18 protein-coding genes are annotated in these 21,601 nt (G+C 64.7%); 8 read left to right on the forward strand and 10 right to left on the reverse strand.

Going from position 1 to position 21,601, the window contains the following annotated elements:
* Nucleotides 1-67 precede the first annotated feature (67 nt).
* The 9 genes from ETR14_RS17890 to ETR14_RS17930 form a co-directional block, all read right to left on the reverse strand.
* Nucleotides 68-1,081, reverse strand: coding sequence for a FecR domain-containing protein (locus ETR14_RS17890; RefSeq protein ID WP_129386973.1), 1,014 nt, complete (start codon nt 1,079-1,081; stop codon nt 68-70).
* Nucleotides 1,078-1,617, reverse strand: a complete 540-nt coding sequence (locus tag ETR14_RS17895; protein WP_129386976.1) for an RNA polymerase sigma factor — start codon at nt 1,615-1,617, stop codon at nt 1,078-1,080. The genes ETR14_RS17890 and ETR14_RS17895 overlap by 4 nt, the downstream gene beginning before the upstream one ends.
* A 209-nt stretch (nt 1,618-1,826) precedes the next feature.
* Nucleotides 1,827-2,132 carry a hypothetical protein gene (locus ETR14_RS17900; RefSeq protein ID WP_129386979.1) on the reverse strand — a complete coding sequence of 102 codons (306 nt, stop codon included), beginning with the start codon at nt 2,130-2,132 and terminating at the stop codon, nt 1,827-1,829.
* A 610-nt stretch (nt 2,133-2,742) separates the two neighbouring features.
* Nucleotides 2,743-3,336: a GntR family transcriptional regulator gene (locus ETR14_RS17905; protein WP_165356511.1), complete on the reverse strand. Its 594-nt coding sequence runs from the start codon at nt 3,334-3,336 to the stop codon at nt 2,743-2,745.
* A gap of 52 nt (nt 3,337-3,388) precedes the next feature.
* The gene (locus ETR14_RS17910) at nt 3,389-4,222 is read right to left on the reverse strand and encodes a phytanoyl-CoA dioxygenase family protein (RefSeq protein WP_243455571.1); all 834 of its coding nucleotides are present in this window, start codon (nt 4,220-4,222) and stop codon (nt 3,389-3,391) included.
* A gap of 70 nt (nt 4,223-4,292) precedes the next feature.
* Nucleotides 4,293-4,907, reverse strand: a complete 615-nt coding sequence (locus ETR14_RS17915; RefSeq protein ID WP_129386987.1) for an acyl-homoserine-lactone synthase — start codon at nt 4,905-4,907, stop codon at nt 4,293-4,295.
* 77 nt (nt 4,908-4,984) lie between these two features.
* Nucleotides 4,985-5,722, reverse strand: coding sequence for a LuxR family transcriptional regulator (locus ETR14_RS17920; RefSeq protein WP_129386990.1), 738 nt, complete (start codon nt 5,720-5,722; stop codon nt 4,985-4,987).
* Between the two features lie 760 nt (nt 5,723-6,482).
* Nucleotides 6,483-8,399, reverse strand: coding sequence for an NPCBM/NEW2 domain-containing protein (locus tag ETR14_RS17925; protein WP_129386993.1), 1,917 nt, complete (start codon nt 8,397-8,399; stop codon nt 6,483-6,485).
* A gap of 207 nt (nt 8,400-8,606) precedes the next feature.
* Nucleotides 8,607-11,498, reverse strand: coding sequence for a TonB-dependent receptor (locus tag ETR14_RS17930; protein ID WP_165356512.1), 2,892 nt, complete (start codon nt 11,496-11,498; stop codon nt 8,607-8,609).
* Nucleotides 11,499-11,673: 175 nt separating this feature from the next.
* Here ETR14_RS17930 and agaR point away from each other — a divergent pair, with 175 nt between their 5' ends.
* Nucleotides 11,674-12,453: a transcriptional repressor AgaR gene (gene agaR / locus ETR14_RS17935; RefSeq protein ID WP_129386998.1), complete on the forward strand. Its 780-nt coding sequence runs from the start codon at nt 11,674-11,676 to the stop codon at nt 12,451-12,453.
* 178 nt (nt 12,454-12,631) lie between these two features.
* Here agaR and ETR14_RS17940 read toward each other — a convergent pair whose 3' ends face one another.
* Nucleotides 12,632-13,744, reverse strand: a complete 1,113-nt coding sequence (locus ETR14_RS17940) for an amidohydrolase family protein (RefSeq protein ID WP_129387001.1) — start codon at nt 13,742-13,744, stop codon at nt 12,632-12,634.
* 152 nt (nt 13,745-13,896) lie between these two features.
* Between ETR14_RS17940 and ETR14_RS17945 the strand changes: the two genes are divergently transcribed.
* From ETR14_RS17945 to ETR14_RS17975, 7 genes are all read left to right on the forward strand, one after another.
* A complete protein-coding gene (locus ETR14_RS17945) occupies nt 13,897-15,993 on the forward strand; it encodes a glycoside hydrolase family 36 protein (protein WP_129387004.1) in 2,097 nt (698 codons plus the stop codon).
* The gene (locus ETR14_RS17950) at nt 15,990-16,901 is read left to right on the forward strand and encodes a DMT family transporter (protein ID WP_129387006.1); all 912 of its coding nucleotides are present in this window, start codon (nt 15,990-15,992) and stop codon (nt 16,899-16,901) included. The genes ETR14_RS17945 and ETR14_RS17950 overlap by 4 nt, the downstream gene beginning before the upstream one ends.
* A 70-nt stretch (nt 16,902-16,971) precedes the next feature.
* Nucleotides 16,972-18,255 (forward strand): D-tagatose-bisphosphate aldolase, class II, non-catalytic subunit, encoded by a 1,284-nt coding sequence (locus ETR14_RS17955; protein WP_129387009.1) that lies wholly within the window; start codon nt 16,972-16,974, stop codon nt 18,253-18,255.
* Nucleotides 18,248-19,390, forward strand: coding sequence for an SIS domain-containing protein (locus ETR14_RS17960; RefSeq protein WP_129387012.1), 1,143 nt, complete (start codon nt 18,248-18,250; stop codon nt 19,388-19,390). Before ETR14_RS17955 ends, ETR14_RS17960 begins: the two co-directional genes overlap by 8 nt.
* Nucleotides 19,387-20,334: an N-acetylglucosamine kinase gene (locus tag ETR14_RS17965; RefSeq protein ID WP_129387015.1), complete on the forward strand. Its 948-nt coding sequence runs from the start codon at nt 19,387-19,389 to the stop codon at nt 20,332-20,334. Before ETR14_RS17960 ends, ETR14_RS17965 begins: the two co-directional genes overlap by 4 nt.
* Nucleotides 20,335-20,382: 48 nt before the next feature.
* Nucleotides 20,383-20,748 carry a hypothetical protein gene (locus tag ETR14_RS17970; protein WP_129387018.1) on the forward strand — a complete coding sequence of 122 codons (366 nt, stop codon included), beginning with the start codon at nt 20,383-20,385 and terminating at the stop codon, nt 20,746-20,748.
* A gap of 226 nt (nt 20,749-20,974) precedes the next feature.
* Complete coding sequence (locus ETR14_RS17975) at nt 20,975-21,553, forward strand: hypothetical protein (RefSeq protein WP_129387021.1); 579 nt, start codon at nt 20,975-20,977, stop codon at nt 21,551-21,553.
* Nucleotides 21,554-21,601 lie beyond the last annotated feature (48 nt).

Here is a 21,601-nt window from a genome sequence, read left to right on the forward strand (position 1 = left end):
CAGCCGGCTTCATGGGAATTGACGCAGCGAATCCCGATCTACGGGGTCCGTCCAAAAATAAATTCGGCTAGTGGGGGCGCAGCACGATCCTGCCGGGATCCGACCGATCCGCGTCCAAGCCGAACAGAGCGGCGAGGCGGCTCGCGAGGAGATCGGTGTCGTCGGTCCGGAACCGGCCGGAGACGCGCAGATCTCCGACAGCACCGACGACCTCGATCGGCCGTCGCGCAGTTCGGTTTGCCTCCCCGACGAGTTCGGCGAGCCGAATCGAGGCGAAGTCCCTGCTGGCCGCCAGCGTCGCGATGCCCGCCGACGAGTTCCTGGAAGAGGCCGGGAAGGTCACTGCCTGCCCCGGAGCCATCCGCACCGTTTGAACGGTGGCGCCGTCTTCCCTGGCGCCGGCGGCGCGAACCTCGACCGAGCCCTCGATCAGGCGCACGCGGACAGTCTGCGCGGCGGTCAGCGCCACGTCGAAGACGGTGCCCCGCGCGATGACGCTGCCGCCGCCGGCGGAGACGACGAACGGACGCGGATCGTGGAATACGTGGAACCGTGCCGCGCCGTGCGCCAGGCGCAGTCGACGGCCATCCCCGTCTATGTCGACGACGAGCATCGTGCCCCCGTCAAGGTCAACCGTCGAGCCATCTGCGAGCCGTACGCTGCGCGGGATCCCTTCGTGGGCGGAGACGCGGTCAGATCCGGATCTCGAGCCGGGACGCTCCGCGTCCGGCGAACCGGTCGGGTAGGGCATCGGAACCCTGAGCGCGAGCGAGGCAAATGCCGCGATCGCCAGCAGCCCTGCGACGGTCACGACCAGATGTCGTCGCGCAGGGCGGGCGCTGCCATGCGGCGCGGGCGCTTCGACCGCTTCCGACTTGGGCAGCAGCTTCCCCAAGGCGAATATCTCTGCCGCGCGGTTATAGGCGGTACGGTTGCTCGCGCTTGCCGCCAGCCACGTTTCAAAGGCGTCGCGGCTCTCCTCGGCATCCGGACCGCGCATGCGCGCGAACCAGGTGGCGGCCTGACGCCGCGTCTCGTCGGACGGCGGGACGGAGTCGGTACGGGGCTCGTTCGGCATCATTCGCGGTCCAGCTCGCGTCCGATCCTAAGCACGGCTTCGGCGACGTGCCACTCCGCCGTGCGGCGGCTGATCCCCAGCTTGCTCGCGATCTCGTGGTAAGCGAGATCGTCGACTCGGTGCAGCAGGAAAACCTCGCGTGTGCGCTGCGGCAATGCCGCAACCGCCGCCTGATAGCGCAGGCGCAGTTGCTCCACCTCGAGGTCGTCTTCTTGTTCTGCAGGCACTGATCGGTCGCCATCTTCCAGCGGCACGTGCGTGGGGCGGGTGGAACGACGCCGGCCGCGATCGATCACGAGGTTGCGCACGATCCGCCCCAGGAAGGCCTCAGGCTCCCGCACGACCTGCAGCGACCGGGCGCCGAGAAGGCGCGCGAAGGCGTCCTGCACGAGGTCACGGGCTTCCTCGGTCGAACCGAGCCGTGCGCGCAGGCTGCGCCGCAATTTCGGTGCCTGGCTGCGATAAAGACGATCGATCCGAAGCTGGACCCCGTCGTCCCGGTCCTGCTTCGTCTCGGCCGTGTCTTCGGGCGCGGCCATGGGTCAGCGCCGCCCGACAGGCGAGCGCGCGAATGCGCTGGGTTGAAGAAGGCGCACGAGAGGGCGTCCCGTGCCGGGGCATTGCCTGGATTTGCGATCACCCGACCGGGAGGGTCGGATGCATGTGATGCCTGGCGGCCTGGGCCCGCAACCCGTCGCCGGCGATAGACCGGGCTGCAGGGCAAATGTGCTTCACTTTCTCTCGGGGTTCAACCATCCGGGCGAGGAGCGGTTTCCCCGGGCTTCGGCCGCCGTGCATAGACCTTCTGCCAGATGCGCATGGCGAGTTCGTGGTCGCGCCGAAGCCCGAGGTCGGCGTAGATCTCTTCAAGCGCACGGTCTGCGTGGTCGAAGCGCCAGATGCCGGCGTCCTCCCCGAGCGCCGTCCAGAAGCGATCGAAGGGCGATCGTTCGCGAGCTCCCAACGCCCAGAGGTAGGCGAGGGCCAGGCGGAGCGCGATCGTCCTGCGTACCGGCTCGTAGCGACTTTCCTGCGCGGCTTCTTCCAGCGCCATCAAGGCGGTCGCAAGCAGCCTGTCCTGTCCGAGTCGCATCGCCATCAGCTACCCGCTGCGGAACAAAAGTGGAACAAGAAAACGGACGATCAAGACCATGCGGACGGGGGAAAGCGTCGGAGCAGCCGCACGTGTCCGGGAAGTCAGCCGGTGAATATGTTCGTAATCCGCCCCGGCTAGTCGGTCGCTGCCTCAGCAGGTGACGTTGCGCTGCACGGTTCGTCGGGAAGCGCAGCGGCTCTGGCCCGCGCACCGCTCGGCCCCGATCATCCGTCGCAGGCGCAGCCCTTCCCCTTGTGACATGTCTTGTCCCGCGCGATGCAACTGTCCCCGCACGCTTTTCCTTTCGAGCACAGCTTGCAGCATGCCAGTCCAGGAGCCGCGACGGCAGCACCGGCGGTGCACGGATCGAGCGATGAAGGTCCGAGCACGAGCGTGATCGCGGCGGCGAGGCCTGCAAAGCGCTTCATCGATTCCACCCCCAATATGTTCGCCCCTGGATGTGTGACAGCCGATCGGTGGAGTCGAGCAGGATCTGCTCCGCAAGGAACGACCAGCAGCGGTTAGTGAGCATGGACGTTACGTGCGATCACAGGCGCCAAGCTCGTGATCACTCCGCGTGGAGCAATGCGACGATCTCCGCTGCCGCCCGGATTCTGCGCTGATGATAGGCAACCAGCCGACGCCGCAGGGGCGCTCCACCATCGGCAAGCATCTCCTCGAGCGCCGCGCATTCGGCGAGGGTATCGGCAAGCACCTTTTCCTCGGCCGCGCGAACCGGGCGCAGCCTCGCGCTCGCCTGCTCGATGGCGTTCTCATGTTCGGGATTTCCGCTGAAGGAGCCGATCAGCGAGAACACGGCCTCCGCTCGGTGCACTGCCGTCCCGGTCCCTGCGCCATCGGTCGTCACAATCGGCCAGTGGCGCGGATGGATGGCACCGAGCAACAGCCGCTCCCGCCAGCGGTAGAGGTAACGAAGCCCCATCTCCGTCCAGAGAGGGACCCTGAACCCGTCGCCCCGGGGCGCTTCGACGAGCCGCTCGCCGACGAGGCGATGAAGGGCATCCCGGATCGGCGTGATGCTCGCGTTGAGACGCGATGCGAGTGCGGAGGGTTCCAGGGCTCCCCCGGCACGCAAGCTTCCCGTGCCAAGCTCCTCGCGAAGCGCGAGATAGACCCGCTCGAAGGTAGCGCCGGCGCTCACCGGAGTTTGTCCGATGACGTCGGCCGGCTGGACCCGCGCCGGGGGCGGCCGATCAGTCGCACGGCCCCTGCTCGCGCGAGACATAGGCGTCGAGGAGCGCCTGCTGGTCCGGGCGCAGGGCGTCGACCGCCCCGGGACGGGCGGGCATGTTGTCCTCGAGGAGGATGGACGGGCAGCATCCCTCGAAATTGCCGAGGTTGGGGCGGTGCTGGCGATAGCCGACCAGGGCGGCGAGGGCAGGCGGAAAGCCGCGGGCGATCGCCGGCGGATAGGCAAGCCACTGGTTCTCGTAGGGCTTCAACCATCCCAGGCAGTAACTCACGATGGCACCGCGCCGGATGTTCCGGCTCCGATTTCCTCCGGCACCGTGCAGGGTGGAGCCGAGGAACAGGAGCGCGCAGCCGGGATCAAGCTCGGTCACCTCGCCGGCGTCGGTCGGCGCCGGTTGCAACGCCCGGATGCCATGGCTGTTCGGCCAGACCAATGTTGCCCCGTTGTCGCTTGTGTAACGGGTAAACGGCCACATCACGTTGACGAGATATTCAACCTCGCCGATGTGGCCCCGCCACATGTCCTGATCTCTGTGCGGCAGCTGTGGGCGTGCGCCGGGGTGGATCGCAATCGCCTGGGTCAGGTTCAGCTGGATTGTGTCACACCACGGCGAGAGAATCCGCTCCGCGATATCCAGCACGAGGCGATGTTGCACGAGCTGCGCGGCGAGCCGCGATCGTGCAAGAAGGCGGCCGAAGCGCTTGGTGCGCTCGCCGTAGAAGCCGCCGTGGCAGAAAGGCGTCTCCTCGAAATCATCGGCGAGAGCGGTGTCGAGGGCTTCGATGGTGGCGCGCGGCAGCAGGTCGGGAACGACGATATAGCCGTCGCGCAGCAAAGCCTCGCTCCAGCGTTCCGCCGGGTCATCCGCGATTGCAAGCGTCGCCATCATTCTCCTCCTTCGTTGTTCAGGCTGCGAGTACGGCATCGTCGCCGATATCCTCGATGAGCCACATCGCATTGCGGGCGAGCAGTGCCGGCGTGTCCTCGTCGACGTCGATGCGAAGGGCGCCGAGCAGGCGCCCGCTGATCGTCTGCGGCAAGCCCAGCGGGCGGCATTGCCACCCGAACGCCAGCACCTGTTGTAGCCAGGCGAGCTCCGCGACTCCCGTATAAGCTTTGATGCCACTGGCGAGGGCGTGTTCGACGAGTGCGCTGACGAGGCGGTTGCGGATCACCAAACGTGCGCGCGCGCTGGCACGCGGATCGAGACAGAAGCGCGTGATCTCCAGCATATGCGGCGACGACGGTACACCGCCAGCGCACAGGCTCGGGAACAAGGTGTCGAGAAGGTGCGGGCGGGTCGTTTTCAGAAGCCTGACCGAGCCCAGGTGCCCGCCATGCCGATCCGCGACGATCAGATAGGTGGCGTGCGGATCGTCGAATTGATCGACTTCGTAGCGATCCTCCAGCACGGGAACATCCCATTTGAGGAGATCGACGAAAACGCGCTTCCTTGCCTCGAACATGGATCTGAGCAGCGCGTGATCACGCGGCCGCGCCTGGTCTGTGCTGACGATCATCGGCTCCTCCAGCAATTCGTGCGATCATCGCCGGAGGAGCTTGAAACCGATATTCCCAGAAATGGGTATGGACTTGTTCAGAGTACTTCCCGGTACCCGACCGTGCCGTCGAAGAGGGTGAGAACCGCCAGTTGCATCGCCCTGACGCCGCCATAGCGTTGCCGCGCCGCCTTGAGATGCTGGACGACCGTGTCCTCTCGCACGTCGAGAATACGGCCGATCTCCCACGCCGTTTTGCCGCGCATCGCCCAAAGCACGCAGTCGCGCTGACGATCCGTCAACCGCGGTGCGGGAGGGGACTCCTCCTCGCGGATTCGCCAGAGGCGACGGGCGGCTTCGAAGGCAAAGCCTCCGATCAGGTGTGCGGCCCGCAGATGCTGTTGCTGGAGCGGCTGGCCGATCGGAGTCGCGAACGAGCACGAGCCGTTCGACTCGCCTGGGACATGCGCCGGCACCGTGTAGCCCGCGCCGATACCGTTCCTGCCGGCAAGCGCGAGGATGTTACGATCGCGCTCTGTCAGCGGTATCATGCGCGGCAGGTCCGCCCAGGCGAACCCGACGCAGGTCATATGGCTCGCACGATGCACGGGATCCGACGCGCCAAGCTTCTCCGCGTCGAAATAATGCGCCCACTTTGGAGGGTAGTTGTGCAGGCGGATGGCCGAGCGCGGGCTGGCTAGGATATCCACATGATGTGCAAGCGCGAAGTAGCGAAAGCCAAGCTCTCGGCTGATCTCCGCGAGCAACTCGCCGAGCTCTGCCTGGCACCGGACACCGTTCGCCTCTCGAATGAACGCTTCTACCTGATCGAACATCCTCCATTGCGGCCGGGCCGCACGTCCGCGAGAGAGCGTTCCAAACCGATCAAGTCCCGCGAGCGCCTTTCTGCTTTCGCACGAGTCGTCGATTTCTCAGGTCGACGAAACGCGCACTCACCACTCCCAACACCTTACCGCATCTGCGAGGTATAACCAGAAAATACACCCAATATGATCGTCGCCCCTGTCGATCGGTTGTGGGGTGATCGAACGGCGTCTGCAGAGCGGTTGCGCATCGTGCGCTCAAGCGTAAGCGCCGGGATCGCGCGGTCGCAGGTGCAAGAGGGAAGGCGCGGCCCACGATCGTCAATTGCGGTCGAATCATGTCGGGCCAGGAGGGAAAAAATGGGGCGCGCTGCACCGTCGGATCGGGGTGATTTAGCGTGACTTTTTTGGGCGATGCGGGGAACGTGCTGGGGGCACTTTTGGGGGCATCGTAGAAAATCCGTCGAAGAATATTCTGTTGTCACAGCGACTTAGCTCTGCAGTTCGGATTCCACCCTCTCCGCCATTTCCCTGTCCAGCGTCGTCCGTCCTGTTCGGAAGCCCTTCGGGCCTCCGCGACTGGGCTGCAACAGCACCGGTGAGAGGGACGTGGGCCGGTCGAAGGTCGAGAGCCGGGCACTTCAAGCGTGAACATGCAGGTGCGACGGCCGTCGACTGCAAGCGCCGGGAGGAAAGTCCTTTACATACCGGGGCGCGAGCGGTGAGCAGCGCCTGGCGGCGAGCCGATCGTGATCGTGACGATTGACGGAAATCACCGCAGTGCGGCGTCGCCCCAGGTCGTCACCACCGGCAGGTCGCTGGTCCGGCTTTCGCGTGCGACGATGATTTCGATCACCTTCGCCCCGCCGATGTCCGCGGCAATGGGCTGGGCCGGGTCACCGAAGCCGACCGGTGCACTGCGTGTCAGCAGGCGGCCGTCGCCGTAGACGAGGAAGCGCACCTTGTCCTGCATGTTGCGCGTGGAATCGTCGACCCCGACAAGCGCCTCGAAGCGCGACCGCCGACCCGTATTGCGGATCTCGAGCCTGGATTGGGCCAGAATTCCGATCCCCGTGTCGAAACGCCGGCCGGCGATCTGCAGCGTCTGATCGTAGGGCGTCGCGTCCGCCCGGGCGCCGCCCCAGCCCGCATAGGTCGGGCGTTCCCCGGAGTCTCGCGTGCCGCTCCATTGCCCGATCATCCTGTGGACCATCGGATCCGGTTCCGGCACCGTCACGCCATCGGCGGCCACGTTGATGTCGCCGGGTATTTCGGAGAGGTAGACACCCGCGCCCAATCGCGGCTCGCCGCGCGCCTCGAAGATCAGGGTCTGTCGCGGCGCGAGGGTGAAGCTTTTCTCGCCCTCGAAGGGCGCCAGGACCGTTTTGTCCCACAGGTCGCGAAGGCGGATCGGCGCCGAGGCCGAGAATTTGAGATGGGCCGCGGTGAGGTCGACCTTGGCTTCGGCAAGACCTCGGTTGAACAGCGCGACCGCCTTGCGCCCGCCGCTCAGCGTTTTGACGATGATCTGCACGTCATCACTGTCATAGGCGATCACGCCCTGATGCCCGCCGAGGTCCTGGTTGACGGCTACGATGTCGGCATTGCCCCAAATGTCGAGCAGGCTTTGCGGCGCGTCCCTGAGATCGTAGCCGATCAGCAAGGGCGCGTTGATGATAGCCCAGAGCGCGAAATGCGAGCGCGCCTCCGTGAGGTGCTTTGCATCGAAATCGCCATGACCGATGAACAGCATGTCCGGGTCGTTCCACGCGCCCGGCTTGGCGTAGAGCGCCCGCGTCGAGGCGCTGTCGAACGTGTGCAGCATCCGGGTCCAGACGGGCGTTATGTCGCCGCTGGTCCGCCAGAGATGACCGATATCCTTGCCCCAGCTACGGACATCGGCACTGCCCCAGGCGCAGATCGAGAAAACGAAGTCACCGTCGGGATTGTGCTTGTGGAGCGCTTCCGCAACCGCCTGGTACATCGATCTGACCGCGGGGATGTCCGTCCGATTGACCGACGCCTGATCGATGAGAGGCGCGACCGGGCGATAATCGTGCTCGCGCACGATTGCGCTGCCCGGTGCATAGACGTTGATCCCGCATGCATCGACCTTGATATAGTCGAAGCCCCATTCGCCGAAGTAGAGCGCAATGTCCTGATCGACATGGCCGAGCAGGCCCACCTCGCGCTCCGCGACGGTGCCTTCGGGCAGATTGGGCGAATGAAGGTCGTAGGCCTGCGAACAGGCGTTACGACCGATGTCGCTATAGATGCCGGCTTTCAGTCCCATCGCATGCAGACGGTCGGTGAATGGGCGGAAGCTGCTGTCCGCGCCCTTGACCGCCGCAGAGGGAAAGATGCGGGTGCGGATCTGCATGCGGTCGTCCGACGTTCGCCGCTTCAGCCACCAACCATCGTCCACGTTCACATAGACGTAGCCCAATTTGGCAAGGCCGCTGTCCACCAGCTTGCGGGCGGCGCCCATCACCTTGTCCTCGTCCACCTCCGTCCGGAATGCGTTCCACGAGCTCCAGCCCATTGGAGGAGTCCGCGCCTGCTTGCGTTCCGGCAAGGTCCAGCGGCCGGCCGGCCGGATCGGATCCCGTGCCTCCGCGGCGGCGATTGCGGGCATGCTCAACAGCAGCCCGGCGAAACCGATGTAAGCGAAGGCGCGACTCTTGATCATGGATTACCTGCTCAGCGTTGAGGCACGAAGAAGGACGGGCGACGCCACTGAGTGCTTTCGATTCGTCACGAGGTCCAGCGCCGACGGCTTCGAGCATGGGACATTGGGGCCGCCGGCTCAGCCAGACGGCGGCTCAACATCATTGCGGGAAACGCCGCCCGACGACCAAGATTGGACCGCGTGTGGCCCCGCGCGGCGAGCCGTGGATCAGAGTCGTGCCCGGATGCCGAAGAAGAAGGAACGCCCCGAATATTCGTAGAAGTTCGGCACATTGCGGTAGGTGTTGAAACGTTTGATTTCGGAGCCGAGGAGGTTCGAGCCCTGCACATAGACGGAAAGATTGCTGGTGAGGTCGTAGGAGAGGCTCGCCGACACTTCGTGGTAGGGATCCTCCTTGAGCGGCAGATAGCCGAGATTGCCGGACTGCGCGTAAACATAGCGTGACTGGTAGCTGTAGGAGACTTGCGCTCCGATGCCGTGATTTTCGTAGAACAGCTTCGCGTTCGCCGAGAAGGGGATCGCTCCCGGCAGATCGGTGGTAACGTCGCCCGATTTCGCGCGTGAGTGATTGTAGGTGAGGTTGGCCTGGACGCCGAAACCGTTGTCGAGGAAGTACTGGCCGCCGACCTCCAGGCCATAGACGTCCGCGGTATCGCCGTTCTGCACCTGATATTCGACGAACGGGAAGGTCTGCTGCTGGTTGGCCGGCTGATCCGTCGGGGTGATCACCACGTCGACCGGTATCGTCGATACGAAGTTCGTGATGTGCTTGTAGAAGGCTGCAGCCGTCAGGGCCAGGCGGTTCGAGGGGTAATATTCCAGCGAGACATCGAGCTGGTCGGCGCTGGTCGGCTTCAGATTCGGGTTGCCCGCATCGTAGATGATGTAGGTGCCCGACTGGGCGGAAGTGGCATCCTTGGCCGGGGACAATTCGCCGAAGGTCGGCCTCGAAATGGCCTGCGAGGCCGCCAGCCGTAGGCGCAGTCCATCGGCCAGATCGTAGGCGAAGTTCGCTGCGGGAAGCAGCCGGGTGTAATCGCCGCCGCCGTTGATCGGCTCGACGGGATTGAAGTTCACGTCGTTATCCTGCGTGCCGACACGCGGGATGATGCTGGCAATGCTTGCTCCATAGCCGGTCGAGGAGACCTTGGTGGACACCAGACGTGCGCCGATGTCGGCCCGCCAGCGTTCGCCTGCCAAATTGAACTGGAAATAGCCCGCCCAGGTCCGTTCCTTGATACGGTAGGAGGCGGGCAGATTGGCCTCGATGATCTGCGTGGCGTAGCCGGCAGGATAAGGCGACAGGGTACAGCCCGGTATCGGCGTGCCGGTCGCGTCCAGGCAGCTGTTCGGGTCGAGGATCGCGGGATTCCCCTCCGCCTTGGGCAACGCCGCAAGATAGGTGTCGATGTCGAAGAAGGGGAAGTCGCGCGGAAAGTTGCCGTCGAGCTTGCCCAGGATTCCGCCGGATGCCCCCGGCTGGACCACGTTCGCGCCGATCTGCCCGAAGGTAAAGGGATAGCCGCAGAAATTGCAGGATGTGGTATATTGGTTGTCGATCTGGTCGACCGTTTTCTTGCGATCGGTCCAGGCCACGCCGAACGTCATCGATTTGAACGCGCCGCTGCCGACTTCGTATTCGCCATCGAGCTTCAGACCCTGGGTGCGATCCTCGATATCCTGGCCCTGGATGCCGATATAATGGGCTCTGAAATCGTCGTTCGTGGCCTGTGCGAGCGTCCGCCCACCCGGAATCGTCACCGCGAGATCGGGGATGCCGCCGTTGCGGGTCGCGAAGGTGGCCGATGCACCCAGAATGCCGGCCACGACGAACCGGTTCTGACCTCCCGTGTCGTCACGCGCCTTGCCGTAATAGCCGTCCAGCGCGAACTTGAGCTTGTCGGCGGGTCGCCAGTCGATGCGGCCGCCGATCTGGTAGGTCTGGCTCTTGCGCGGCTCATCGGTGGTGAGCACTTCCGCAACCAGATCGTCGAGGTCGAACCCGGTCACGACATGGTTGGAATCGGTCTGGATCGATGCGGGATCCCACCGCAGGGAGCCGTCATCTCCAAGCGGGTTCAGATAATTGGACGATCGATAATTATGCTGGGCCACATCATAGTGGCTGTAGAGGGCGTCGATGGTCAGCTCGAAACTGCGCGACGGCTTCCACTGGAACGATCCGGCGGCGCCGATCCGCTCCCGGTCGCCCTGGACGTAGCCGACGCTGTAGTAATCCGGCCAGATGAAAGCCGGGCCGTTCTCGTCCGGGTTGATCGTTCCATTACGATCGAAATCGACTCCGTAGCCGGCCTCGGTGCCGTCGGTGATCGAATATTCCCCAAGATTGTCGGTGCGGAACTTGTACTTGTTGTAGCTGGCGCCGACGATGATGCCCATCGTGTCGTCGGCGAACGTGGTGCTGATGACCGCTGTCGCCTTGTAGCCGCCCTTGTCCACAAGATCGTTATACTGGCCTTCGATCGCTGCCGAGCCGTGCAGGCCGGGGCGGTCCAAAGGGCGGGCGGTCCGCAGGTCGACGTTGCCCCCGATGCTGCCTTCCAGCTCGGAGGCCCGGATCGCCTTCTGCACTTCGGCACCTGAGATGATCTCCGAGGGCAGCACGTCGAATGCAAAGGATCGATCCGGTCCGTCGGTAGGGAGGATCCGGCCGTTGAGGGTGGTGATCGCGAAATTCTCGCCCAGCCCGCGGATCGTGATCGATCGGCCCTCGCCACGGCCGTCACGGCCAACCGTAACCCCCGGAATGTTGGCGAGCGCCTCCGCGACGTTGCGGTTCGGAAACTTGCCGAGTTCCTCTGCGGAGATCGCGTCGACGATGGTGTCGGCGTCCCGTTTGGCCTGGATCGATCGCAGCAGGCTGCCCCGGACGCCGCGGATGATGATCTCCTCCTGATCGGGAGCGTCGCCCGGGACGACATTGCTGCTCTCTTGCACAGGCTCCAAGAGAACGGGGGAGGGATCAGGCGCGGCGGAAGCATCGTCGGCGGTCTGTGCGGACGCTCCGGAAGCGGCGAGCAGCGCCGCCGCGCTGATTCCGGTGAGCACATTGCCTCGCCATTGCAACCGCCGAGCCATCGCCATTCCCCTTCCGACTGTTCGCATGTCCGGTTCCAAGGCGCCGGGTGCGATTTATTTCGGTTTGGTTACCAAGCTGTGTTTGTGACTGTCAAATAGAAATGAAACGAAACATAGCTTTCGGTTTGAGGTCTGGGACGCGCGCTGGTAAGCACCTCTGGAGGGGAAATACGAGATGGCCGTGATCCGGGACACCAGCCGCAGGCGACAGGAAATCAGCACCTTGGTGCGCGAACGCGGCAGCGTGCAGGTGGCACCGCTTGCGGAGCGCTACGGCGTGTCGATGCAGACGATCCGCAAGGACCTCCACTATCTCGCCAAGCGCGGCGTTGCCGAGCGTGCCTATGGCGGCGCGATCTCCGCGGACGCGGTCAATGTTGTGGCGGAGCCGCCGGTCGAGGCCAAGCGGGCGATCAGCATTGAGGAAAAGACGAGGATTGGAGCGCTGGCCGCGGCGATGGTCGTGCCGGGCGAGTCGGTCGTGCTCGATTCCGGCACCACCACTCTCCAGATCGCGCATCATCTTCCCGATCATGAGGACATCACCGTCCTCACGAACGATCTCGACATCCTCGGCGCGCTTGCCCGCAAGGAGCGGCTGAACGTCGTCATGCTCGGGGGGACCCTGCGGCGCCGCAACCGGGCCTTCTACGGCGCGCAGACCGAAAGCGCCCTCAGCGATCTTCACGTCGACAAACTGTTTCTCGGCGTCGACGGCTTCGATCTTGAGCGCGGTATCACGACCCATTTCGAGCCGGAGGCCATCTTGAACCGCAAGATGGTCAAGGCGGCGGGTCAGGTCATTGCCGTCACCGACCGTTCCAAGTTCGGCCGGGTGTGCCTGCACCGTATCCTGAACGTGGACGAGATCGACGATCTGGTGACGGATGCCAACGAATCGGACGGCATGCAGGCGGCCGCGGATCGGCTTGGATTTCGCCTGCACGTCGCCTGAACTCCGCCGGGCGCGAACAGCCTGTTTCGGGGACGCTAACGGCTGAGCCGCCTGCTGGTTCGGGGCAGCCGGCAGGGTGAGCCCGGGATTTGCGCAAGCTGGCCGGTCCACCGGGCAAGGCTCGTGAAGGTTCCGCTGGGCGACCTGAAACCGGTCCCGGCGGAATGCGCAGGAAGGCTCAGGATCGGCGCTCCAGCTGGAAGAAGCGACGGGCGTTTTTCCAGTAGATCTTGTCGATCACCGCGCGCGGAAGATCGAGACCCGGAACATCGGCATCGATGGCATCCACATGCTGCGCGAGCGGAGTCGCGAGGTAGCGCCAATCCGCCCGCCAGACCGTCTCGGCCTCGCGCGCAAAGTCTGCCGTGGCCGGTGGGTTCTGGGCCCGTGCGGCCGGATCCGGAGGGCTGTCGGTCAGGTCGGTGCCGTAAAGGATGCGGTCCTGATATCTGATGAAGAAGGCGCGCACCTTCCGGATGTCCGCATTGGACTGGACCTGAAGGTTCGACATGCGCGCCGCCAGATCGACCACGGTGCCCGGGTGGCGGTCCAGGAAGGCGGCAAGCGCGTCAACGCTCCACTCCAGACTCCCCATATGAGCCCCGTCGAAACGCAGCTTCGGATGGCGGGCGACGAACCTGTCGCGGGCCGCGATGAGCGCTTCGTAACTCGGTTCCTCCGGGTGGAGGAACATGTAATATTCCGGATGTTCGCGGAAGTAGGCGCGGTCATTCTCCGTCGTCATTTGATCGAGCGGCAACCAGCAGTTCCTGGGCTCCGCCTGGTGTGCGATCAATGGCACACCACGCCGTTCGAGATGCGCCATGACGCCGTCAAAACGTGGATCATCGATGAAGACGCGCTTGCCCGCGGCGTCCTTGGCCACCATGCCGACATTCTTCCAGACCTTCACCGCGACCGCGCCTTCGGCAAAGGCGGCGTCGAGAGCCTGGATGGTCCGTTCGGTCCAGCCGGGGGTGCCGAACCCGGCCATGGAAAAGGTCGTTGCAAAGCGGAAATGCCTGCCGTCGGCGGCCTGCATCCGCCGTGCGATCGCCGCCTGATCCGCCACGGCCGGAAAATCGGGATAATCGACGTTGATCGAAAGGAGCTCGAAGCCCGCGCGCCGGGCAAGCGCGAGAAAGGCGGGATCCTCGATATTGGCGTGGACGTGCGAGTCGAACTTCGGAACCGCCGCAAAATCCGCTTCATCGTATCCGCGCTGCGCCGGCGCCGCGCCGGTGAGCATGGCTGCGCCGGCGACCAGCAGCAGATGAGTCATCTTGCGCATGCCAAGCCTCTCCAAACGATAACGAAACTAAACGCGCTACAAACTTGCGTTTTTGGTTTGCGCCGCGCCGGTGGCTGGTGCAAGCTCTTTCTCGAACCGGCCACGTGCCGTCATGTGCGGCGCGCGGCCGTGCTGAGAGGAGAGTTCGAGAGATGTCACCTGGCCCCGTTTCCCGCCGTGCCGCGCTTCGGCGGCTGCTCGCCGGCGGCGCGCTGCTTGCAATGCCGAACCTCGCGGGGCGCAGTTGGGCCGCGGCACCGCGCGCGGTCGAATTGTCCGATGGCACGCTGACCATCGACTTCGACACTGCGATGCACTCTCGCGTTTCGCGGGCCGGCCGGGCGCTCACACCCGTCGCTCCCGGAGAAGCCTTGTATCTCGCCGGCAAGGGGCCGATCGATCGCTTCCTCCTGCTGGAGCATCGGCAATCTCCCGTTACGGGGCCGCACGGTACGGGCAAGCAGCACCGGCTGCGCGGCACCGCGACGAATGCCGCCGTGGAGCAGGTGCTCACCATCACCTTCTTCGATCGCTATCCGGGACTTGCCTTGTACGAGGCGCGTTTCCGCAACACCGGTACGGACCCGTTGGCGATCGCGGGCTGGCGTGTCGCCACCCACGACCTCCTTGCGCATAAGGATGGCGCTTGGAGCTTCGCGGGCGCATCCTATCCGGACCGCCGGGATTGGGTGCAGAAGGTCGCACCCGGCTTCGACCAGCGCAACTTCATGGGCATGAACGGCTCCGATTATGGCGGCGGCACCCCGGTTGCGGTGGTCTGGCGCAAGGATGCGGGACTGGCGGTCGGCCATGTCGAGACCGTGCCGCGCCTGGTTTCGCTGCCGGTCGCCGCGCAGCCCGGCGGCACCCGCATCGGCCTTTCGGGCGACGAGCCTGTACTCCTCGCGCCCGGTGCCACGCTGACGCTACCGACCGCATTTCTGATGGTGCATAGCGGGGATCATTTCCGGCCGTTGGATGCCTATCGCCGGATCATGGCAGAGCGCGGCCTTGCGGCGCCGGCGATACCGGAATCGAGCTACGGCCCGGTCTGGTGCGCCTGGGGCTATGAGCGCAACTTCACGACCGAGCAGGTCTACGGCACTCTGCCCAAGGCCAAAGCACTGGGCTTCGAGTGGGCGGTGCTGGACGATGGGTGGCAGACTTCGGAAGGCGACTGGAAGGTCGACCGAACCAAGTTCCCGCGCGGCGATGCGGACATGAAGCTCTTTGCCGACCGCATCAAGGCGGAAGGCATGCGACCCCGCCTGTGGCTGGCGCCGCTGGCGATCGATCCCGGCACCGACCTGCTCCGCGACCATGCCGACATGCTCATCCTGGATCGGAACGGAGCGGTGCAGAACGTCAGCTGGTGGAGCGCATTCACCATGTGTCCCGCCTATCAGCCGACCGTCGACTTCTTCCGTGCGCAGGTGCGCCGGATCATCGGAGAGTGGGGATTCGAGGGCCTGAAACTCGACGGCCAGCATCTGAACGGCGTCGCGCCCTGCTACAACCCGGCGCACAAACATGCGCGTCCGGAGGAATCGTTCGAGAAGCTGCAGGACTTCTGGAAAGCGATTTACGAGGAGGCGATCGCGATCAATCCGGACGCGATCGTCGAGATCTGCCCGTGCGGTGACAGCTTCGCCTTCCACAACATCCCGGCCATGAACAACACGCCGGCATCCGATCCGACCTCGTCCTGGCAGATCCGCTCGAAGGGCAAGACGTTCAAGGCGCTGATGGGGCCGTCCGCGCCATATTCGGGCGACCACGTCGAGCTCAGCGACGGGCGAGACGATTTCGCGTCCACCTACGGCATCGGGGCCATCCCCTCTACCAAGTTCACCTGGCCCAAGGATTCCAGCAATACGACGGACGCCCTGCCGCCGGGCGGCTTCGTGCTGACGGCCGAGAAAGAGGCGCTCTGGCGCAAGTGGATCGAACTCTACAAGACCAACATGCTCGCCAGGGGCACCTATCTTGGCGGCCTCTACGACATCGGCTTCGACAAGCCCGAGGCCCATGCGATCGAAAAAGACGGCGTACTTCATTACGCCTTTTACGCCGAAACGTGGGACGGTCCGCTCCCGCTCCGCGGCCTCGCCGAGGGCCGGTACGCGCTGTCCGACGCCTTCAGCGGCAGGCCGCTAGGCACCGCCACGGCGCGGCAGAGCAGCCTGACCGTCAGCTTTGAGCGCTTCCTCCTCGTGCGCGCGACGCCCTCCGCACGAGGCGCCGCATGAACGGGGCCGCAGCCCGCGGCCGCGGCTGGCTGATCTATGCGTTCGTGACCGTCGCCTTCTGGGGAGTCTGGGGCGCCTTCTCGGGTTTGTCGGCGCAGCGCGGCTTTCCCGACACCCTGGTCTATTGCGTCTGGGCGCTGACCATGATTCCTCCCGCCGTGATCGTGCTTGCGCAGGCAGGCTGGCGGCTGGACCGTTCGGCAAAGGCCGTCGCACACGGGCTCGCGATCGGCGTGCTCGGCGCCGGAGGGCAGATGATGCTGTTCTACGCCGTGTCGCGTGGCCCAGCCTACCTCATCTTCCCCGTGATTTCCCTGTCTCCCGTGGTCACGATCGCACTGTCTTTCCTCCTGATGGGGGAGCGCACCGGCCGCCTCGGTGTCATCGGCATCGTGCTGGCACTGCTGGCTCTGCCCACCTTCGACTTCGCGCCGGGAAGCGGCGGCGGGGGCGGCTGGCTGGTGCCTGCTTTGCTGGTCATGCTGTGTTGGGGCGTGCAGGCCTATTTCATGAAGGCGGCGAACCACATCATGTCCGCCGAGAGCATCTTCGCATACATGACGCTGTCCGGCCTGGCGCTGATGCCGGTTGCCTGGGCGATGACCGACCTTGGCATGCCGATCAACTGGGGCTGGGATGGATCCGCTCTGGCCGCCGCCATCCAACTGCTCAACGCGGTCGGCGCGCTCACCCTCGTATTTGCCTTTCGCTACGGCAAGGCGATCATCGTCGCACCGCTCGCCAATGCCGGGGCTCCGCTCGTCACCGCCTTGCTGTCGCTGATCATCCTCGGCGTGGTACCTGGCCCGCTCAAGATGGTCGGCATCGTGCTTGCTCTCCTTGCCTCCCTGTTCCTCGCGCTCGAGCCCGATGCTGAGGATCCGGACGTTGCGGAAGCAGCTGCATAGTTTCGTTTTATTTCGATTTGTTGCTTTGGCGCGCCAAGCTTGCTAGAGCCGTCCCGAAGGGAGCCGTAGTGTGCAGACGATTTTGGGCATGGTGCTGCGGCACAAGAAAGGAGAGCCGATCGGCGTGACGTCGGTATGCTCGGCGCATCCATTGGTGATCGAGGCGACGTTGCGCCATTCGATCAAGACCGGTCAGCCTCTCGCGCTTATCGAGGCCACATCGAACCAGGTGAACCAGGATGGCGGCTATACCGGCATGGTTCCGGTCGACTTCCGGGATTTCGTGCACGCGATCGCGGCGAAGGTGGGTTTCCCGCTCGAGCGGCTGGTGCTGGGCGGCGATCACCTTGGTCCCAATGCTTGGACCATGCTGAACTCTTCGGAGGCGATGGCGAAGGCGGAGATCATGGTCGCCGATTATGTGCGGGCCGGATTTCGGAAGATCCATCTCGATTGCTCGATGAGCTGCGCGGACGATCCTGTGCCATTGCCGGAAGCGGTCATCGCCGAGCGCGCTGCCCGCCTCTGCCGCGCGGCCGAGGGGGCCTTCGACGGTGGGGCAGGGGATGCGCCGGTTTATGTCATCGGCACCGAGGTACCGGTGCCCGGCGGCGCCGCGGAAGATCTGGAGGAGCTGGCGGTCACCGCTCCGGACGCAGCCCTTGCGACCATCGATATGCATCGTGGCCTGTTTCGCGAATCCGGGCTGGAAAATGCCTGGGACCGCGTCATCGCCACGGTGGTTCAGCCCGGCGTCGAGTTCGACCACGACAAGGTCGTCGACTATCGGCCCGAACGCGCGCGGGCGCTGAGCGAAGCCATCGAAACGGTCGACCGTCTTGTCTTCGAGGCGCACTCGACCGACTACCAGACGCCGCAGGCGCTCGCGTCCCTGGTTCGCGATCATTTTGCAATCCTCAAGGTCGGCCCGGGAGTCACCTTCGCGCTTCGAGAAGCTCTTTGGGCACTCGACGCGATAGAAGCCGAAACGGTGGCGCCGGAGCGCCGTGCCCGGCTTCGCGACGTCAGCATCGCGCGGATGCGCGCCGAACCGAAGAACTGGCGGAAATATTATCATGACAGGGGCGACGCGCTGACCCTGCAGCTCCAATTCAGCCTGTCGGATCGCATTCGCTATTATTGGCCCGATCCGGAGATCGCGGCTGCTCAGGAGCAGTTGTTCGCCAATCTTCGGGAGACACCGCCGCCGCTCGCGCTGGTGAGCCAATATCTGCCGCTGGCCTATGCGGCCGTCCGCTCAGGCGAACAGTCGTTCGATCCTGCCGATCTCGTCATGGCGCACATCGCGGCCACGCTCGACGCCTATCATGGAGCCTGTCATCCCAATGGCTGAAACTCGTCCCGCCGCCGCGAACGACGCAGGCACCGCCGAGCCCTGGACGCGGCGGGAAATCGCGCAGCAGCCCGAGACACTTCGTGCGACCCAGCGGCTGCTTCAGGACCGGCGAACCGAGATCGACGCCTTCATCGCGCCGCTGCTTGCACGACCCGATCTTCGCATCATCCTCACAGGCGCCGGCACATCCGCCTTCATCGGCGAGTGTCTGGCGCCCTGGCTTTCGAACGTGCTGCAGCGCCCGGTCGAGGCGATTGCGACGACGGACATCGTGAGCGCGCCGCATCTCTATCTGCGTCGCAACGCTCCGACCTTGCTTGTCTCCTTCGGCCGATCCGGCAGCAGTCCGGAGAGCGTCGCAACCGTTGACCTGGTCGACGAACAGGTTGCCGAAGCCTACCACCTCATCGTGACCTGCAATGAAGAGGGAGCGCTGGCCCGCCGCGAAACCGCGAACGCGCATGTCGTCGTGCTCCCCGAGGCGACGCATGATCGCGGCTTTGCGATGACCTCCAGCTTCACCTCGATGATGCTGGCGGCGCTGTCGATCCTGAGCGGCGTTCGTGCCGTCGATGACCGGGTCGCGGTGATCGCCAACGCCGTTGAGGACATGCTCGCGCGCTCCCACCCACTTGTCGCGGACCTCGCGGCGCGGCCGTTCAAGCGTGTCGTCTATCTCGGCAGCGGCGTTTTCAAGGGTTTGGCGCGCGAGGCCGCGCTCAAGCTCATGGAACTGAGCGACGGCGCGGTGGTGACCGGTTTCGACACGGCGCTTGGTTTCCGTCACGGTCCCAAGACCATCATCGACGGTGATACGCTGGCCGTGATCTTCATCGCCAACGATCCGCTCACCCGACTTTACGACCTCGACATGGTCGAGGAATTGCGGGCCGAGGGGCGATGCGGCGCGGTTGTCGTCATATCCGCCGGCATCCGCGATGAAGCCGATCTTGTCGTGCAGGGGATGGCGGCTGCCGAGGACGTGGATCTTCTCTTTCCGTTCATCGTGCCGGCGCAGATGTTCGGTTTCCACCTGTCCGTGGCGCTCGGCCTTGCTCCCGATCGTCCGAATGCCAGCGGCACCGTCAACCGTGTGGTGCAGGGCGTCAGGATCCACTCGGTCCCGGCATGACCGCGGACGGGCTCTTCCTGGGTGTCGACGGCGGCGGAACGAAGACGGAGTTCGTCTGCGTGGATGCAGCGGGCAAGGTGGTTGCGCGCGCCATCACCGGAACGACTTACCACCTGCAGGTGGGACATGCCGTCGTCGTGGAACGCCTGCAGGAGGGCATCGGAACCGTGTGCCGGGATCTTGGGATCACGCCCGCAGGGATCGAATTCGGGTTTTTCGGTCTCCCCGCCTTCGGGGAGGATGCCGATGCAGACATCGTGCTCGAGCAGGCTTGCGGACGTCTTCTCGGACATGACCGCTATGCGTGCGGCAATGATGTCGTCTGCGGATGGGCGGGGTCGCTTGGCTGCGAGGACGGCATCAACATCGTCGCCGGAACCGGCTCGATCGGATATGGCGAGCATCAGGGCCGGACGGCGCGGGCAGGCGGTTGGGGCGAGGTCTTCGGAGATGAAGGATCCGCTTACTGGATCGCCGTTCAGGGTCTCGGCCTCTTTTCCCGCATGAGCGACGGACGTGCGCCAAGGGAAGCGTTCTACGACCGCATGAGGGTGGCACTGGCCTTCGAACAGGATCTGGATCTTTGCCAGAGAGTGATGGGCCCGCCGGCGATGCCGCGCGGCGACATTGCTGGGCTCGCGAAGCTCGTCTCCGAAGCCGCTCATGACGGGGAAAGGGGCGCGCAGGCGATCCTTGCCGGCGCGGCGGATGAACTCGCCGCCCTCGCATTCGCCGTCCGAAAGCAGCTCGATTATCCCGAGGGCGTGCCGGCGCAGATTTCCTGGTCCGGTGGCGTGCTTCTGCAGGAGCACCTGGTGCGCGATGCCTTTCTCGCGCGTCTCGCCGAGTCCGGCGCGTTCGAACCTGTGGAGCCCCGCTTTCCACCTGCTCAGGGCGCCGCCCTGAATGCCCGCCGCCTGGCCGACATAAGGCGGACGGGGTAGGTATCGGCACCGTCCATCTGTCGAGGGCGGATGTGACGAGCCTCCGTCATGATGGGGGCAAGCGCGCGCGATCGCGTCAGGCGAACGACTTCTGGTGGCGAGAACAAGACGATCTTCGATCCTGGTGTGCCTATCCACGCCGCGCCGCGGTTCCCATCCAATTTCCCGCCACCCAGTCGTGTCCGCGGCCGCGCCGATCGGCAACTTGTATTGCCGGAAGATCTTGAGGAATCAGGATCTTTCGTGCGGGCGAAAACGGAACCTGCATCGCTGTTGAGCGGCGGTAAGCATTCCGTGGCGCCGCCAACCGCGACTAAAGCGATTCATCCTCGTTTCAATCCGTTTCGGTGTCGATTGCTTTACACCGTCTCGACTCTTCGTACATCAAGCCATATCGTCCTGCAAAAGCGCTGATGTGCTCGGAAAATCGTGACGTTGTTGTCGTGCCGTGCTCTGAAGCGTTTGCCTGCATCCTGGCGGACCTTACCTTCTAAGTAGGATGGGGCTCTTGCAATTATAGAATCTCTTGGATCGGCGACTTCGTCCTTGGTTGGTTGAACATCGATCTGACGTCGAGCCCTCTCGCCAATTCGTTGCCGTTGTAGATGCTCGACAGGCCAAGAAGAAAGAGGAGGATGCGATGAAAACGGAACATCTGCTTGCCGTAGGGGACGCGACGGGGGTGCAAGGCGTCGGTGCGTTGTTTCGCGGTGCGATTTTCGACGCGGAATTCGCCGGCGCCCTGTTCGCGACCGACGGCGGTTACGGCGAGGATGAGCCGGAGACTACCAAGGCAGCGACCTGCAAGCCGACCCGCAATCCGTGCTGCAAGGACGACGATGGCGGCGACGATGACGATGTCCAGGGCACCAAGGCGGCGACCTGCAAGCCGACCCGCAATCCGTGCTGCAAGGACGACGAGGGCGGTGACGATGACGATGTCCAGGGCACCAAGGCGGCGACCTGCAAGCCGACGCGCAACCCATGCTGCAGGGACGACGATAGCGGTGATGACGACGGCGTTCAGGGCACCAAGGACAAGACGTGCAAGCCGACCCGGAATCCTTGCTGCAGGGACGACGATGGCGGTGATGACGACGGCGTCCAGGGCACCAAGGACAAGACATGCAAGCCGACTCGCAACCCCTGCTGCAAGGGTGATGCCGAGGAGGAGTCCGGCTATCGGGCACGCAGCGACTTTGATCTGCTGAGTGTCTGAAGCGGCGCGCGGGCGCGACTGGAGCCGTCCGGCGGGCAGGGCGTTCGA

This window comes from Sphingosinicella sp. BN140058, assembly GCF_004135585.1.
In the GTDB taxonomy this organism is placed as follows: domain Bacteria; phylum Pseudomonadota; class Alphaproteobacteria; order Sphingomonadales; family Sphingomonadaceae; genus Allosphingosinicella.